14 protein-coding genes are annotated in these 15,052 nt (G+C 49.9%); 1 reads left to right on the forward strand and 13 read right to left on the reverse strand.

The features are described 5' to 3' along the window. Window positions 1-19: 19 nt before the first annotated feature. The 6 genes from BLT35_RS11415 to BLT35_RS11440 all read right to left on the reverse strand — a co-directional run bounded on the left by BLT35_RS11415 (window position 20) and on the right by BLT35_RS11440 (window position 7,299). Window positions 20-1,975 (reverse strand): ATP-dependent DNA helicase, encoded by a 1,956-nt coding sequence (locus tag BLT35_RS11415; protein ID WP_074728031.1) that lies wholly within the window; start codon window positions 1,973-1,975, stop codon window positions 20-22. A gap of 146 nt (window positions 1,976-2,121) precedes the next feature. Beyond that, complete coding sequence (locus BLT35_RS11420) at window positions 2,122-4,509, reverse strand: YcdB/YcdC domain-containing protein (RefSeq protein ID WP_074728034.1); 2,388 nt, start codon at window positions 4,507-4,509, stop codon at window positions 2,122-2,124. Window positions 4,510-4,785: 276 nt separating this feature from the next. Then, window positions 4,786-4,971, reverse strand: coding sequence for a hypothetical protein (locus tag BLT35_RS11425; RefSeq protein ID WP_054817590.1), 186 nt, complete (start codon window positions 4,969-4,971; stop codon window positions 4,786-4,788). A 74-nt stretch (window positions 4,972-5,045) separates the two neighbouring features. After that, window positions 5,046-5,840 carry a TatD family hydrolase gene (locus BLT35_RS11430; protein ID WP_062406388.1) on the reverse strand — a complete coding sequence of 265 codons (795 nt, stop codon included), beginning with the start codon at window positions 5,838-5,840 and terminating at the stop codon, window positions 5,046-5,048. A 107-nt stretch (window positions 5,841-5,947) separates the two neighbouring features. Then, window positions 5,948-6,178, reverse strand: a complete 231-nt coding sequence (locus BLT35_RS11435; RefSeq protein ID WP_074728037.1) for a cold-shock protein — start codon at window positions 6,176-6,178, stop codon at window positions 5,948-5,950. 131 nt (window positions 6,179-6,309) lie between these two features. Continuing rightward, window positions 6,310-7,299, reverse strand: coding sequence for a Gfo/Idh/MocA family protein (locus BLT35_RS11440; RefSeq protein WP_074728039.1), 990 nt, complete (start codon window positions 7,297-7,299; stop codon window positions 6,310-6,312). 244 nt (window positions 7,300-7,543) lie between these two features. Between BLT35_RS11440 and BLT35_RS11445 the strand changes: the two genes are divergently transcribed. Continuing rightward, window positions 7,544-8,326 (forward strand): IclR family transcriptional regulator, encoded by a 783-nt coding sequence (locus BLT35_RS11445; protein ID WP_074728041.1) that lies wholly within the window; start codon window positions 7,544-7,546, stop codon window positions 8,324-8,326. Between the two features lie 80 nt (window positions 8,327-8,406). Here BLT35_RS11445 and BLT35_RS11450 read toward each other — a convergent pair whose 3' ends face one another. The 7 genes from BLT35_RS11450 to BLT35_RS11480 form a co-directional block, all read right to left on the reverse strand. After that, window positions 8,407-9,117, reverse strand: a complete 711-nt coding sequence (locus BLT35_RS11450; RefSeq protein ID WP_074728043.1) for an ABC transporter ATP-binding protein — start codon at window positions 9,115-9,117, stop codon at window positions 8,407-8,409. Continuing rightward, on the reverse strand, window positions 9,104-9,865 hold the full coding sequence (locus BLT35_RS11455; RefSeq protein WP_074728045.1) for an ABC transporter ATP-binding protein: 762 nt from the start codon (window positions 9,863-9,865) through the stop codon (window positions 9,104-9,106). Before BLT35_RS11455 ends, BLT35_RS11450 begins: the two co-directional genes overlap by 14 nt. After that, the gene (locus BLT35_RS11460; RefSeq protein WP_062406377.1) at window positions 9,846-10,847 is read right to left on the reverse strand and encodes a branched-chain amino acid ABC transporter permease; all 1,002 of its coding nucleotides are present in this window, start codon (window positions 10,845-10,847) and stop codon (window positions 9,846-9,848) included. The genes BLT35_RS11455 and BLT35_RS11460 overlap by 20 nt, the downstream gene beginning before the upstream one ends. After that, the gene (locus BLT35_RS11465; RefSeq protein WP_074728047.1) at window positions 10,844-11,713 is read right to left on the reverse strand and encodes a branched-chain amino acid ABC transporter permease; all 870 of its coding nucleotides are present in this window, start codon (window positions 11,711-11,713) and stop codon (window positions 10,844-10,846) included. The genes BLT35_RS11460 and BLT35_RS11465 overlap by 4 nt, the downstream gene beginning before the upstream one ends. A gap of 81 nt (window positions 11,714-11,794) precedes the next feature. Beyond that, the gene (locus BLT35_RS11470) at window positions 11,795-13,033 is read right to left on the reverse strand and encodes an ABC transporter substrate-binding protein (protein WP_074728049.1); all 1,239 of its coding nucleotides are present in this window, start codon (window positions 13,031-13,033) and stop codon (window positions 11,795-11,797) included. A gap of 97 nt (window positions 13,034-13,130) precedes the next feature. Continuing rightward, complete coding sequence (locus BLT35_RS11475) at window positions 13,131-13,631, reverse strand: aromatic-ring-hydroxylating dioxygenase subunit beta (protein WP_054817587.1); 501 nt, start codon at window positions 13,629-13,631, stop codon at window positions 13,131-13,133. Next, window positions 13,624-15,018, reverse strand: a complete 1,395-nt coding sequence (locus tag BLT35_RS11480) for an aromatic ring-hydroxylating oxygenase subunit alpha (protein ID WP_074728123.1) — start codon at window positions 15,016-15,018, stop codon at window positions 13,624-13,626. The genes BLT35_RS11475 and BLT35_RS11480 overlap by 8 nt, the downstream gene beginning before the upstream one ends. Window positions 15,019-15,052: the final 34 nt, after the last annotated feature.

Consider the following 15,052-nt stretch of genomic DNA (forward strand, 5'->3'; position numbering starts at 1 on the left):
AAAGTTTACCAACTGTCCCCTAAGCTAGCGAATTTTTGAGAGAAACCCCCGGCGGCAGCACAGCTTCAACGCGGGCCCGCAGCATGGGCTGCCAGTGCAGCTCTGCACATAGAATGGCCACGATCCCCCGATCCTCACGGGAGCGAATCAATCGTCCCATCCCTTGCCGGAGCCTCAGCAGCATATAAGGCAGATCGACCTCTTCAAAAGGAGACTCCGCCGCGCTGCGTTTGGCCATAAAGACCGGATCTTGAGGCGGAAAAGGCAGCGACCATATGATGACATTGGACAAGGACGGCCCCGGTACGTCGAGTCCCTCCCACAAGCTGACGGCGCATAGAACACTCGTTTCGTCATGCTGAAAAGAAGCGATAAGATGGCTGATTTCCTGATCGCCTTCAAACAAGAAGCGCATTTTCCCGAAGAGTTCGGGATACGACGCAATCTCCCGTTTAAACCGCTGCAGTTCGGCTTTCGCCGGAAATAACAGCAGCGCTCTTCCTTCCGTTCGTTCGAGCAGCGAGACAGCGGCCTCCATTTTCTCCGAAAATGTCCCGCCGGCAGACCAAAGAGGCGCGATCGCTTCCATTTGCCGTTCGTATTCATATGGAGAGTCAACGGAAAAGGACAAATATTGCTCGATCCCGAGACTTTCCGCTACATAACGGAAGGAGCCCTCCACGGATAGTGTGGCCGATGAAAAAACGATAGGCATGTTCGAGCCAAACACCCGCTCCCGAAGCACTTCCTTGACGGTTCTCGGCATGATCACCAAAGCCGCTCCGCTCCCGCTTTCCGTCAACCAGCATACCAATGACTCCGATCGCTGGAAAAGACTCAATGCTTTCTGCATCATTTCAAGATGCTCTTCGACAATGCGGAGCTGATATTCATTCAAGGTGTGAAGACCGCTTTCAAACACGAGCTCTTCTTCAATCGCTGCAAGCACCGTCCGGAACCGGTGTATTTCCTGAAGCAGCCGATCGTCGAGCAGAAGCTCCTTCCGGTCCGAACCGGGAATCTCTCTGCTCCGGCGTCTTAACCAGTCAAACATCGTCTCGCTTTGCGCAATCGCCTCGTCAATGAGCACAGCCAATGATTCGCGTATTTCCCCCTGCAGCAGCCGGGTAATCAGTTCTTCAAACACGTCATGCTTTAATTTATAGGTCAGCGCCTTCTGCGCGGCAGATTCCAGCAAATGCCCTTCATCAAATACGACCGCACAGTGATCCGGCAGCAGCGGCAGCTGCCCTTCCCGCTTCCTGCTCTCATACGTCCACACATGCTCCATGTAAAAATCGTGCGAACAAATGATCAAATCGGCAGATCGGCGGTAATGCTCGCGGGAGAGCGTTTGCCCGCAGCGGTGCCTTTTGTCGCATACGAAGCAATCCTGGAAAGCATCCCAATTGATCTTGCTCCATTGCTCGTCATTCAAATGCGGATATTGCTTCCGGTCGCCGTAAGCATAAAACGATTGCAGGGTTTCATGAGAATGAACAAACCCGGGCAACTCTTCGTATAATTGCTCGAACATTTCCGCATCCTCGTCCCTGAATCTCGCTTTGTCCAGCTTGACCAGACAAAGATACTGGTCCGCAGACTTCCCCAGCCTGGCGTCAACGGCCAGGCTCAGGTGCTTCGCCAGCTTTGCGATATCCCCTTCCGGCTTGACCAGTTGTTCAATTAAAGACTCGTCCGCACAGGCGATCACAGCCGGCTTTCGCATATAACGGGCGTAACAAATCGCATATAACAAATAAACAAGCGTTTTCCCCGTCCCCACTCCCGCCTCCGCAAAAATGGTTTGTTTCTCGGCAAACGCCCGTTCCAATTGGAAAGCCATATAAATCTGTTCATCGCGGACTTCGAAACCGGCTTCCGGCAGAATATCGTAAAAGACATCCGCTATCCATTCGCCGGCCTGCCGGATGAACGGTTGAGAATGATCATAAGTAAAAGGGTAACGCTCCACTATGATTTTGCCTCCATGATAATCAAAATCGAGAAGACTTTTCTTCCATATGACAACCCCATATTATCACACGGTCCCGGCAGATATGCAACAAAAAAACAGTCCAAACCTCCTATAAAAAAGGTTTGGACTGCCGGATCAGGACATTACATGGCTATCTTCTGGTCCAGTTTGCCCTGTAAATGAACAAGTCTCATCAGAGCGGTTGCCGCTTGGGCTTTGGTCACTTCTCCCTGCGGATTGAACTTCCGGACGGAACCATCGAGCACACCCAGCTGAGTGATCAGCCAGACGGCGCCTTTCTCGGCAATGAGTTCCGAATCCTCGAAATTCAACTGCGGATTCTGCTGCAGTTGTTCCGCAAGTTTATTGTACTTGATCATTTGAGTCAGCAGAACCGCCAGCTTTTCCTTCGTTAGAGCTTCCTCCGGACGAAGCTGCGGCGTTTTCTTCGGATCAAGCCACTTCAACTGAACAAAAAGCTGGGCGGCTGCATAGTAAGGACTCTGCTCGTCGATATCTTCGAACGCCGGCTTGGCATTTCTGTCATAATAGGAATTCGCATAATGCGGATGTACCGCCTGAGACACCATAAGAAGCCAATCGCCTAACGTGATCGTCTTATCAGGATGCAATTGGCCGCTTGAATCTGCGGATAAGATGTTGTGCCGGATCATCGTCTCCAAATCTTTCTGTGCCCAATGCCCCGCAATATCGACAGGCATTTCCACCGGGCTTTCAACGGTGCTCACAGGATTGACGAAGGTAGCCCGCCACCGGCCGTTCGCCGCATCGATCACATAACCGTTTTTCGCACTGTCTTTGTACGTTTGTTGATAGACCAGCTTGATATCGGGCTCCACATATTGACTTTCCGTATAAAAACCGCCAAAGTTTTTGTACTGCAATTCCTGTGATATGCCCTCCAAAAAGATGGCTTCAGCCTGAGCTTTCGTTATATTCGCTGCAAGGGAAGCCGTACCCGCTTCCAATTGATCTGAACGCGTGCTCTGATAGCTCTTCAATTGGCCCTGGGCATCCAATATAATGCTCACGGAATCCCCTCCGACAGGGATCCCCTTATAGAATCGCTGGAATCGGAATCCAAAGGTTTGTTCATCTCCCGCCGGTGCGGCATACGGATCGGGGGACAGCCATTTTAATTCTTCCGACGCATTCGGATACAACTCGTTAATCAGAGCCAAAGCCTTCTTTTCGGCTTCAGCCTGAGAGATTGCAGCCGTTGTCTTCTCCGTATCCGGCTTTGGATTCGTCCATGGGGGAGCCATACGATCCACGCGGAACTCCAGAATTTGTCCGGTTCGCGCATCCACCACGGCGTTTGTTTGACCGCTATAAGGATAAGGACCGGCAGGCGCCGCTTCCATCCAGGTAATATTCCAAACCTTCTTATTCACGTCCGACCAATATGTATTAAGGCTCTGCGTGGATCTCGTGCGATTGCCCGGAATGGACGCCACTCGCTCGACAAGCTCCGCCGCCTGCTCACCTGTTAATAATTGGTTTTCACCTTTGCCCGTTGTCACGGTAAACAGTTTATCCGTCTTTTGAATGTCTTTATATTGAACCTTTTCAGGCTGAACGACTGCACCCGTGAAGTTAATGTATTCACCGGTTTGTGCATCGATACTTAAGTCGGCGTAAAAAGGCTGCACCCAACCGAGAAACCAGCTCTTGCCCTTGAAATTCGGCTGATTCACCGGGACATACTGCAGGGTTAAATCCCTTAGGGGCACGAACTTCTTGGCGGCCTCTTCCGGGGTGATGGCGGGCTCAGGAGATGGATAATCGGCAGTAACCACGTTCCGGTAATAGCCTGTGACCTCTCCGTTGCCGTTGATCGTTACTGAAATATGTCCCCCGGGATGGGCCAATCCATGAACTAAAGTGGTAAAAGAAAATTCATACTGCACCGGACCGAAAAGCACCTGATTGGTGTATGGAGACTGGTCCACGGGCTTCAGGCTGTCAAGCGATAAGGTCGGTGAAGCCTTCTGAATAAATGCTTTGGCCAGCCCCAGCGCCTCTTCTTTGGAAACCTTCGGCGGATAGTACGCTTCATTGCCCTCATCCGTCGGGAAATGCAGATGGGTTTGCAGAAGATCGCCGGTGATCGAGTCGACTTTACTGTCGAAGCCGTAGCTGCTGTTGCCGAATGTAATCTGCCAGCCGATGGTCCAAACGTTCTGATATTGGGGAGGATACGAGTGGGAATCTCCAAGCTCCACACGTACCGGCTGCGCATCCTGCAATTTCGGAAAAAGTTTTCTCACGATGGCGACCGCTTCATCCTTCGTAATCTTGGCCTCCGCTTTCACCTGTTTTGCTTCCTTGGCAGCAGAAGGTGCAGTTCCGGAGGAAGCATTAAAACCGCTGACGGAAGCTGCAGCCGCCGAACTGGTGCCCGTACTGATCTCGTTCGCATGAGCCGTTAACGGAAGAAGACTTAAGCTGAGCGCGGACAGCATCACCAGCTTGCCTTTGAATCTCCCGCGATGGGGCCGTCGATTCATCCCTATCACACTCCGTATTTGTTATTTTTTTCAATGGCTTTCTGAAATCTATTTACGCAATCCGTTCCAAAAAGTTCCGAAATTGCATGATTTTATATTAAGTCTATGTCATGCTTCATGTTGATTCGGGAGAATACATTGAGCCTGCCTTGTTCCAGACAAAATAGCAATCTAAAAGAAACCGTATAATTGGTTAGGAGATATAATAGCAATAAAAAAATCCCTTAACATAGGCAGCTGTTAAAGGATTGAATAAACGGAGTTTTTGCTTTGTAATTATTTTCCTAAAAGCGATAAAACGCCGCGAACGACCAATGTTCCTCCAAAAACGATGACGGCCAGAGAGCCGACTACGTCGAGGATTGTATTTAAACCGGACAGTGCTGTGATTTCTTCTACCGGCACTTTAATCAGTGCATATCCACCTATCAACCCGCCTACATAGGTCAGAAATTTATCCATATATCCCACCTCCTATGTTTTATAGAAATATCATATGATCAGGAGATTTATATGGTTCTAGACCTGTGTATCGATTACAACGGCAGATTGTAAAAGCGCCGTGTATTTTCGAATAACACCATCGCTGCTTCTTGTTCCGGCATTCCCTTCAGCATAGATATTTGCCTAATGGATTCACGAATCATACGCGGATGGGTCGTTTGACCCTCGAATACGCCTCGAAAAGGCCACGGACCGTCCGTTTCCACCATCAGAAGTTCGAGCGGGTACGCACGAACCACCGCTTGAATCTCCGGCTTGTATACCACATCAGGCGTTACCGAAACGTAATAGCCTCTCTTCATCATCCTTGCCATTGTCTTCCCGCTTCCCTTGAACCAGTGGAAATGAGCTTTCTCTGCTCCTTGCTTCTCTAGCAAATCGCATACCCTCTCCGCATCCTCATATACGGCATGCAGCACCACCGGTTTATCCAGCCGGACAGCCAACTGAACAAAGCGTTCCAACAGAAGCAAATAGGGCTCATCATTGAAATGCTCGCCTCTGTTCTCCGCCGCTTTACGCATGTAATAGGGAAGTCCGATCTCGCCGATCGCCACCATTTCATCCCGGTGCCGATCCATCCATTCGAATAAATTTTCCATATCTTCTTCGGCAGGCGGCGCCTGCTCCGGATGATAGCCGAATGCGGGAAAAACAGCATGCGGGAGCTGACGCTTCAACCGGAGATTGCGCAGGCACGATTCCGCATTCATCGAAACCGTCAGCAGCCCTTGAATCCGATATAAATCACAGGATTGAAGCAGTTTCTCCAGCACCGCCGGTTCATATAAATCCAAATGCACGTGAGCATCAATGATAGGATACATGGTTCATCCAACTCCAATATGGGAGAGTTCTTACAAGCATCCTGCTGCTTGTACGGTTTTAGGTATCTGAAATAAACGCAATCCGGGAAGAAAACTGCTGCCAGAGGCTATGAAATCCGTATGCCTTTCTTGAGCGATTTCAGATCGCCATTCGAATTTACAAGGAGAGGCAGCATCTTCATGCTGCTAGTCATGGGGGAGAGGCACTTCCAGCAAGTTGGCACATGCTCGAAAGCAAAGTTGTCCCGTATCCATCCATTACAGCCTTCCGTCTCGCAAGACCAAATCCTTGTGTATTCCTCAGGGATTTCCTCTAATGACTTTTTGCGAAAATTCATCGTTTTCCTTCTCCTTTGGTCCAAAAAAGAAAAGCTGCTCTCAACACTTGTTAAGAGCAGCTTGCTTTTGGATTCGTTTATCACAGCTTTATTACATCTTATCACAGCCTGCACCGAATGGCAAGTTCGGATTATTTTTCCTGATCCGCCGGGAATTGAAGTCCGATTTGTTGTCTGGCCTCGTCCATAATTTCCAAAGTGGTCATGGAATGGGCATGAGAATTCGTCGCCGATTCCGTTCTCCCGGCTTTCAACAAGTCGATAAATTCTTTGACCTCATAATACATCGATTGGCTTCTTTGGGGCCGCGTCAGCTCTTCAACCTTGCCGTCTCTATAGCGGATTTCCACTTTTTCCGGCTGGTTGATTTTATCGATGATCATGGTGCCGTATTCTCCTTGAATTTCGGACGGCAGGTAAGAGCTTGAAATTTTGGAGTGCATGATGACCGCCTCCATCTCCTTGTACTTCATCAGTATGCTTCCTTCCCCGTCCACCCCGGACCCGAGCAGGATGCCGGAGGCCTTGATCTGTTCCGGCTTCCCGAACAGCACCGCCATAGGATAGATGCAATACACGCCTAAATCCATCAAAGAACCATTAGAAAAAACAGGATTGAACGCATTCAAAACGGTTCCCTGCTTATAGGCGTCATAGCGCGAGGAATATTGACAATAGCCGGCAAAATAACGGCGTACCGGACCTATTTTATGCAAGTGCTCCCGGATGGCCTGAAAATTCGGAAGCAGCGTTGACTTTAAGGCTTCCATGAGCAGGACATGATTCTCTTTCGCCGCCGCTATCATGTTACGAAATTCTTGGGTATTGGAGGCTATCGGCTTTTCGCACAATACATGCTTGCCGTGACTCATGCAGAGAATCGCTTGCTGCGCATGAAATGAATTCGGGCTGGCAATATAAACCGCATCGAACACATCGCTTTGCGCCATCTTCCCCAAGTCCGTAAATAGGTGAGGAATATCATGCTTGGCCGCAAATTCCTTGGCCTTCTCTTCCGTACGGGAATACACAGCCGTCAAGGCGAAGTCTTCGATTTCCCGGGCCGCCTTGATGAGCTCCTCCGTGATCCAGTTGGTTCCGATAACAGCAAAACGTATCATATGGACTTCCTTTCCGATATTTATTATGTCATCTTGGGATAGCGCCTGACAGGCTTCCCGGCGATCCCCATTTCATTCTATATCTCTTGCCGGGCTGCGTCCACTTCGGCCGCGAAGCGTTAAGATACCAGCCATTTTACCGATTGCGGTTGTACGGAGTCTATGATACATTTGTTCTATATACAAGATTAGTGTTCTTTTATATGCAACAATATGCGACAGCGCTAAAGGGAGAGACTGCTCCATGGACCATTCGAACCATAACGATTATGTACTTTCGTCCGTTAAAAACGCCCTTCGTATTTTAAACAGCTTTTCCTTGGATGAGCCGGAGAAAAAAGTAACCGATTTGGCCAAATCGCTGGGGTTAGGAAAAAGCACGGTCAGCCGACTGCTGAGTACGCTCGCAAGCGAGGGATTCGTCACCAAGGATCATGAAACGCAAAAATATCGGCTGGGGTTGTCGATTTTGAATTTGAACACGATCGTCACCAGCAATCTGGAAGTTGAAAGGGAATCCTTGCCGGTACTGCAAAAACTCGTGGACGACATTCAGGAAACGTGCCATATTGCGGTATTGGACGGCACGGATGTCATCTATATTAAGAAGGTTGAGTGTAAACATCCCATCCAAATCCTGACCCATATCGGCAGAAGGAATCCCGCTTACTGCACAAGCTCGGGAAGGGTGCTGCTCGCCTATCAGGACGAGCAGGTCGTCCGGCGTATTCTTGGGGGTGAGCTGAAAGCCTACACGACAAAAACGAATACCGATCCCGAAACGATCCTCAACCTCATCAAAAAAGCCAGAGAGCAAGGGTACACCGTATCGGTTGAAGAGTTGAGAGAAGGGGTCACATCGATTTCAGCACCCATCCGGGACTATACAAACCAGGTGGTCAATACATTGACCGTCATCGGCCCTACCCATCGCATGAATCCCGCCAACCTGAAGGGATACATCCACAAAATCATTAGCGCCGCCAACGAAATCTCCGTCAGGCTGGGCTATAGAAAGCGGCATTAAACGTTGTTGCGTTAAAGACCTCTGTCAGCTAAAAGCCGCAGCGAAACAAAGGAGACTGCCGAAGCCGTCTCCTCGCTCGCTTACACTCCCAAATATTGATGCTGAATGTCCTCGTTTGCCAACAGCTCCTCCGGCGTACCCTTCCACACGATTTGCCCTTTGTTCATCACCAAGACTTCATCGGCCGCATCGCATGCCAAATAAAAATTTTGTTCTACCAACAGAATGGATAGGCCGGTTTCCTTCAATTTTTTAATGATATCCCCCACCTGTTCAATCATGACGGGAGCTAATCCTTCCGACGGCTCATCCATCAGGATAAACTGCGGATTGGTCATTAATGCTCTTCCGATCGCCAGCATTTGCTGCTGCCCGCCTGACAGTTGGGTACCCATGTTGTGTTCGCGCTCCCTGAGAACCGGGAACAATGCATACACGCTCTCCAAATCCCAGCTCTTATGCCCCTTATCCTTCTGCCGGCTGTCTTTGGCGGGCACCGTCAAATTCTCCCGGATGGTCAACGAAGGGAAAATGCGCCTTCCCTGGGGCACCAATCCGATGCCAAGGCGCGCGATTTTGTAAGACGGCAGCCCGGAAACCGGTTTGCCCCTATACGTAATGGTTCCCTTGCGCGGGGGCGTCAAGCCGGCGATGGAATGAATCGTGGTCGTTTTGCCCGCTCCATTCCGGCCGAGAAGAGCCACGCACTTCCCTTGGGGCACTTCAAAGGAGAGGCCCTGCAAAATATGACTGTTTCCGTAATACGTATGAACTTCGTCAAGCTTCAGCATGCTGCAGCTTACCTCCCCCGAAGTAAATATCCCTGACCCGCTCGTCGCCGCGAATTTCCTCCGGAGCGCCGCTTAAAAACACTTCACCGTGGTGCAAAACGGTGATGCGGTCGGCAATCGAAAACACCACTTCCATATCATGCTCAATGACCAGCAGGGTAATGGAACGCGGCATGCTCTGAATGAGCTTGGTGGTTTGAACCGTCTCCGCGGGAGACATGCCCGATGTCGGCTCGTCGAGGAGCAGAATTTGCGGTTTGCAGGCCAGGGCGAGCAGCACTTCCAGCAGCCTTTGTTCGCCGTAAGAAAGCTCATTGACGATGCGGCCGCGGCGTTCCCAAAGATTCCACTGCTTCAGCAGTTCTTCGGCTTCTGTTAACAATTCATTATATTGGTAGTAGGGCTTAAAAAAGTTAAACCGGTACGGCTTGCATGCGATGATGGCCAGATGCACGTTTTCTTCAACGGTCAAGCTGCCGAACAGATTATTTTTTTGAAAGGTTCTGGACATCCCGACACGGACAGCCGTAAAGGCGGGAAGGCCGCTGATTTGTCTGCCGTTCACCTCAACGCTTCCTTCATCGATCGGCAAAGTCCCGGTAATACAATTAAAAAGCGTCGTTTTTCCGGCTCCGTTTGGTCCGATCAGGACATGACGCTCACCGGCCTGCACTTCCAGAGATACATCCTTCAACACCTGCAATCCTTTAAACGATTTGTACAGACGTTCAACCTTTAGCAGACTCAAAGCCGTTCTCCTCCTTTGGAAGCACAGGGTTATCCCGTTTGGTACTCCGTTTGGGTCTGATTTTGCTCCATACCAAATCTGCGATGTGAATGACCCCTCCCCGTCCATAAAGCACGATGGCGACAAAAATCAAGCCCATCACGATCGGCCAACGGTCCGTATAGGAGCTGATATAATTTTGCAGAATGACGAAAAAGCCCGCGCCGACAGCCGGCCCGATCAAGGTTCCGACGCCGCCTACGATAACCATGATCAGCGCTTGGCCGGAGTAACCCCAATGCAGCAGATCGGGCGAAACGTATTCATTAAAGTAGGCATAAAGTCCGCCCGCAAAGCCGGCCATCATGCCGGACAAGGAATACACGATCAGCTTGTAATGCCGCGTATTGTATCCGAGCGCCGTCATGCGCAATTCGTTTTCCTTTATCCCTTTAATGCCTTTTCCTAACGGTGATGAGATCAATGCGCGGAGCAAAAAATAACTCACAAGAAATGCCACAGCGGCTGCATAGTAAAATCCCAGTCGGCTGTGAATTTCGCCTGAACCTAGGTTGAAGCTCGCCGCAACCGCCTTACCGTCAACCCCCCCGGTCAAATTCTCCATTTTATACGCAATGGCGTACAGCATCTGCCCGAACGCCAACGTAATCATTAAAAAATATGCTCCCGACGAACGGATAAACAGCAATCCGGAAACGAAAGCGGCGAACCCCGATAAAACAATAGCCGCAAGGAGCAGCACATAAGTATTGTCCAAGTGTTCGCCAATCAATGTCACCGCATAAGCGCCTACTCCAAAAAAAGCGGCGTGCCCCAGCGATACAAGCCCCGCAAAGCCGATAATCAGCCCGAGGCTCATGACAAAAATGGCCATAATCAGCACTTCGCTTGTCAATTTCAGGCCATACGACGAAAGAACAAGGGGCAGCAGCAGGGTAAAAACGACAAGGGCGGCGCTAAGCGATAAGGTGCTTTTTTTCAAGCATGAGCCCCCCTTCCAAACAGGCCGTTAGGCTTCAGCAATAAAACAATGATCATAATGGCAAAAACCATGGCCATCGTAAACGAAGGGAACCAGACACGTCCCAACGTATCGACGACGCCGATTAAAATCGCCCCTATAAAGGCCCCTTTCCATGTTCCGAGACCGCCAACCACGACAATGACGAGGGATGAAATCAAGATTTCCGAATCGATGCCCACATACATCCCCATGATCGGCCCGCCCAATACACCACTTAAACCAGCCAGCGCGGCTCCCACCGCGAATATGGAGGTAAATACGACTTTAATATGAATGCCAAGCGCGGACAGCATTTCCCGATCATCCACTCCGGCCCGTATGATGGCGCCGATGCGCGTTTTATTTTCCATAAACCACAGCAGAACCGCAAGAAGACAGCCGACGAAGATAACAAAAATCCGGTACGCCGGGAACGTGATCACCCCCAAGTTCATTGAAGCATCCAGCGCAGCCGGAACAGGCAGTGTCAAAGGGCTCGTTCCCCAGATCCACTTCACCAGATCGGCAAATATAAAGGCAAGCCCGAACGTCAGCAGTACCTGCTCAAGCTCCTTGCCGTACACCCGTTCGAGCAGAAATTTCTCCATCAGGATGCCAAGGATGGCAACAATGATTATCGATATGAGCAAGGAAGGCCAAAATCCCATGTTCTGCTTGACAAAAGTATAGGCGATATATACTCCCGCCAAGTAAAAAGCACCGTGTGCCAAATTGACGATATGCATTAATCCGAAGATAATGGACAGCCCCGCGGCGATCATAAACAAAAGCATGCCGTAGGCCAAACCATTCAAAATATGCATGAGCAGCGTTGTACCAGCCATGGTATCCTCCTCTTTCCTTCAAGGCCATAGACGCATTGGATAATAAAACGGGGGGACAAGCCCCCCCTTGGATATGGCTTGTTAATTCGTCTTAGCCGGCGGCGTTTCCGGTATTTTGAGCCCTTTTGCGGCTATTCCCATGATTTCCTGCGCAATCTTTCCGTCTTTCCATACGTTTTTCGCCAAATACATATCCAAAGCCAGATTGTGCGTTTTCGGATCCATTGCCAGTTCGCCGCGCGGGCTGCTGAAAGTGATATCCTTCAACACCTTGATTAAATCCTCGGACTTCGTACTGCCCGCCTTCTCTATGGCTTTGCTGATGACCTGCGCCGTATCGTATCCTTGAACATTAAAGTAGTTCGGTGTTTTGTTGTATTTCTTCGTAAACTCTTCGACAAACTTATGGTTGGTCGGATTATCCAGTGAAGCGGTATACATCGTGGCCCCGATAATTCCTTTAGCGGCTTTTCCGGCCGGGTCGGTCACTAACGGGTCCAAAAACTCCTGGGTTCCGGTTAATGGAATCTTGCCTTTTACGCCGAATTGCTCGTATTGCTGCACGAAGCGGATGGCGTCGGTTCCGGCCAGGAAAGGGAAGACAAGATCGGGCTTCGTGTTTAAAATATCCGTCAGGTAAGTGGCGTAATCATTCGTCCCCAGCTTTGGCCAGGCTTCCTTGACAATTTCGCCGCCCGCTTGAATGAAGGCCGCCTTAAAGGCCTCTATCGTTTCGTGGCCGGCCGGATAGTCAGGTGCAAGGACGTAGGCCCTTTTCCCGATATTTTTATAAATATATTCGGCTCCCGGCGTACCGTCCTGCCAGTTGGATATGGAGACGCGGTAAATATAATCGCTTTTCTTGTCCCACGAAATATCGTTGGCAGCCGCATTGGCATCAATCAACACCACTTTGTCCTTCTCGATCACATCGCGCAGTGCGTAAACAACGGCGGAGGAAATAGGGCCCGCAAGGATATCGACTTTCTCGCTTTCGACCAGCTGCCGGTATTTGCGGAGGGCGACTTGAGGACTGGCTTCGTCATCCTCGTATTTGATGGTTACAGGACGGTTGCCGATTTTATTGCCGTTCAGCTCAAAATACAGCTCCATTCCTTGTTTAATACTTTCAGACAATGGAGCAAAATTTCCGGAAAAGGACAGAATAGCCCCTATCTTTACAGGCTGATCCCCGCCGCCGGAGGATGATGAGCTGCCGGCGGGACCGGTACTGTTATTGCTGCCGCAAGCGGCAAGAAACATCAGCATCACGGCCAGCATGATCGCAACGATTTTATGTTTTTTTATTTTCAATCCCATTGCATGTGCCCCCCTCAATTCAAAATGTAAGACCGCATGATAAAACCCTAAGCGCTTTACTTTTGTCCCCCCTAAATCATTCCAAACGTGCTTTGGTTCATAAAAACATACTTAAATTCATCACATTTAATACGGTTTGATCAGGATAGATCGTCCTCGAAGCGATTTTCCATTGCCCGTTTACTTTCCGGAGCACATCGAGCCGCTCTCCAAAGATTTCTTCCGTTGCAATATCTCCCGCTCTGCTTCGTTTGAACAAAAAATAGCTTCTGACCTCGAACCCGTTCTCATCAGAACCCGATTCGACAAAAATATTCGATATAAAATGACGGGTTCTCGGAGCCGGATTCTCCGCCCAGGCCGATGCGGTATCCAGCCTTTTCACGCGCGTGGTCAACGATGTTTTGGTTTCTTCAAAAAAAGTCATCTCTTCCACAATGCTGGAGCCCTCTTTATTTTCGCGTGTCGCCCTAAGAGGCATTCGATAAATGATGTCGTCCGTAAATAAATCCAGCCATTCCCCAAACCGCCGGTCGTCCAGCAAAAAGGCTTCCCGGTGAAGAAAGCGGGTAATTTGGAGTTGCAGCTCACTATTCATCGCCATGGCCCCCCGCATATTCCTTTCGCATCATTTCCTGTTCACTTTCCGGTCCTTCCCCGGTAAGAAGCTCCAACCAATACTCATGGGTTGCTCTGGATATCGCATCCAGATAACAAGTCGGATAGGCAACGCCGGGTCCGGGCCACGTGTCATCCGGCAGTACCCGGTCAAGACCCATTAAATAATTGAGCAGATTGTTATAGCTGTGGTCTTTGCTTCGGGCCATGATCCCTTTGCTTGATTGGGTCACGCGGATCCAAATCTCCGTATCGTCCTGCTCCAACGTGCCCGAAGGGCCGAAGGAGCTGATATAGCCTTTATAGGCGTCTTCTTTGTATTCGTCCGATGCGGCCTTATCGATCATAAACCAGGACCAAATCTCAATTTTCTCCGGACCTAGCGGGCGCCATACGCGGAAATTCAAGTAATTGTGCAAATGCCCTTCACTTCCATGCACCGGACTGACGAACGACAAATTCGGGAAAATGGAACCTACAAGAACGGTTGCTTTCGAGAAAACCTTTAATTGATCCTCATTCAAGTTTCTTTCGAACATCGGCCACATCTCTTGGGGTAAGCCTTGATACGGGGGTCTTTGCGGTTTGCCCGGAGCGGAGGCCGTGATTACGTTCACTCCATGTCCATGCTGCAGCACCACTTGATGCCCGTAACCGGCATACAGCGGGTCCTGCGGACTGATGCCCATTTCAACCGTCGAACGGTGCGTGGTTTGGACATGATAGGGATCTCCAGAGAAGTTCTCCAATACCAGCTTCCAATTGGTATTCACTACCCATCGCTGCGGGAGCCCCCTGACCTCCATGCCTCCGTCGCTGCGACCCAGCATGATGTCCATATACCATTTCATATCTCCAAGATAATCTTCCAACGGCATGGCATTCGGGTCCAAATTGCCAAAAATCATGCCTTGGTACACGCCGACCTGAGGAATGGGACGCAGCCCCCACTCATCCTTTTTCATTTCTCCGCCATACACCTTGTCACCGGCTACGACGCCAATGAGGTCGCCGTTCAAGTTAAAGCTCCACCCATGGTATGGGCAAGTAAGCGTTTTCTTTTTTCCGAAATCAGCAGTGCATAATTGTGTTCCCCGATGCGGGCAGGAATTGAGAAATGCCTTCAGCTCCCCGCTATTGGTCTTCACCAGCAAAACCGGATCATTGACCATCCATCTTGTCACATAGCTTCCGGGTTCCTTCAGTTCCGTTTCATGCGCTAAAAATTGCCACGTATGAGCAAATATCTTGTCGATTTCCATCTCGTAAATTTGAGGATCCGTTAATATCCACTGGGGAAGCAAGCCCTGCTTCATCTTTTCTTTGAGTGCCTGAAATACGTTTTTGTCTAACTCCTGTTTCAGCATCATTCCCAATCCTCCTTGCAGTTTGCGGATTCAC

Origin of the sequence: Paenibacillus naphthalenovorans (assembly GCF_900099895.1) — a bacterium.
GTDB lineage: Bacteria > Bacillota > Bacilli > Paenibacillales > NBRC-103111 > Paenibacillus_G > Paenibacillus_G naphthalenovorans.

Bases quoted from the DNA above. Each gene is read 5' to 3' on its own strand.
- BLT35_RS11420 (WP_074728034.1), bottom strand. From the start codon at position 4,509: ATGAATCGACGGCCCCATCGCGGGAGATTCAAAGGCAAGCTGGTGATG.
- BLT35_RS11475 (WP_054817587.1), bottom strand. From the start codon at position 13,631: ATGAATAGTGAGCTGCAACTCCAAATTACCCGCTTTCTTCACCGGGAA.
- BLT35_RS11470 (WP_074728049.1), bottom strand. From the start codon at position 13,033: ATGGGATTGAAAATAAAAAAACATAAAATCGTTGCGATCATGCTGGCC.
- BLT35_RS11445 (WP_074728041.1), top strand. From the start codon at position 7,544: ATGGACCATTCGAACCATAACGATTATGTACTTTCGTCCGTTAAAAAC.
- BLT35_RS11425 (WP_054817590.1), bottom strand. From the start codon at position 4,971: ATGGATAAATTTCTGACCTATGTAGGCGGGTTGATAGGTGGATATGCA.
- BLT35_RS11465 (WP_074728047.1), bottom strand. From the start codon at position 11,713: ATGGCTGGTACAACGCTGCTCATGCATATTTTGAATGGTTTGGCCTAC.
- BLT35_RS11450 (WP_074728043.1), bottom strand. From the start codon at position 9,117: ATGCTGAAGCTTGACGAAGTTCATACGTATTACGGAAACAGTCATATT.
- BLT35_RS11430 (WP_062406388.1), bottom strand. From the start codon at position 5,840: ATGTATCCTATCATTGATGCTCACGTGCATTTGGATTTATATGAACCG.
- BLT35_RS11440 (WP_074728039.1), bottom strand. From the start codon at position 7,299: ATGATACGTTTTGCTGTTATCGGAACCAACTGGATCACGGAGGAGCTC.
- BLT35_RS11435 (WP_074728037.1), bottom strand. From the start codon at position 6,178: ATGAATTTTCGCAAAAAGTCATTAGAGGAAATCCCTGAGGAATACACA.
- BLT35_RS11480 (WP_074728123.1), bottom strand. From the start codon at position 15,018: ATGCTGAAACAGGAGTTAGACAAAAACGTATTTCAGGCACTCAAAGAA.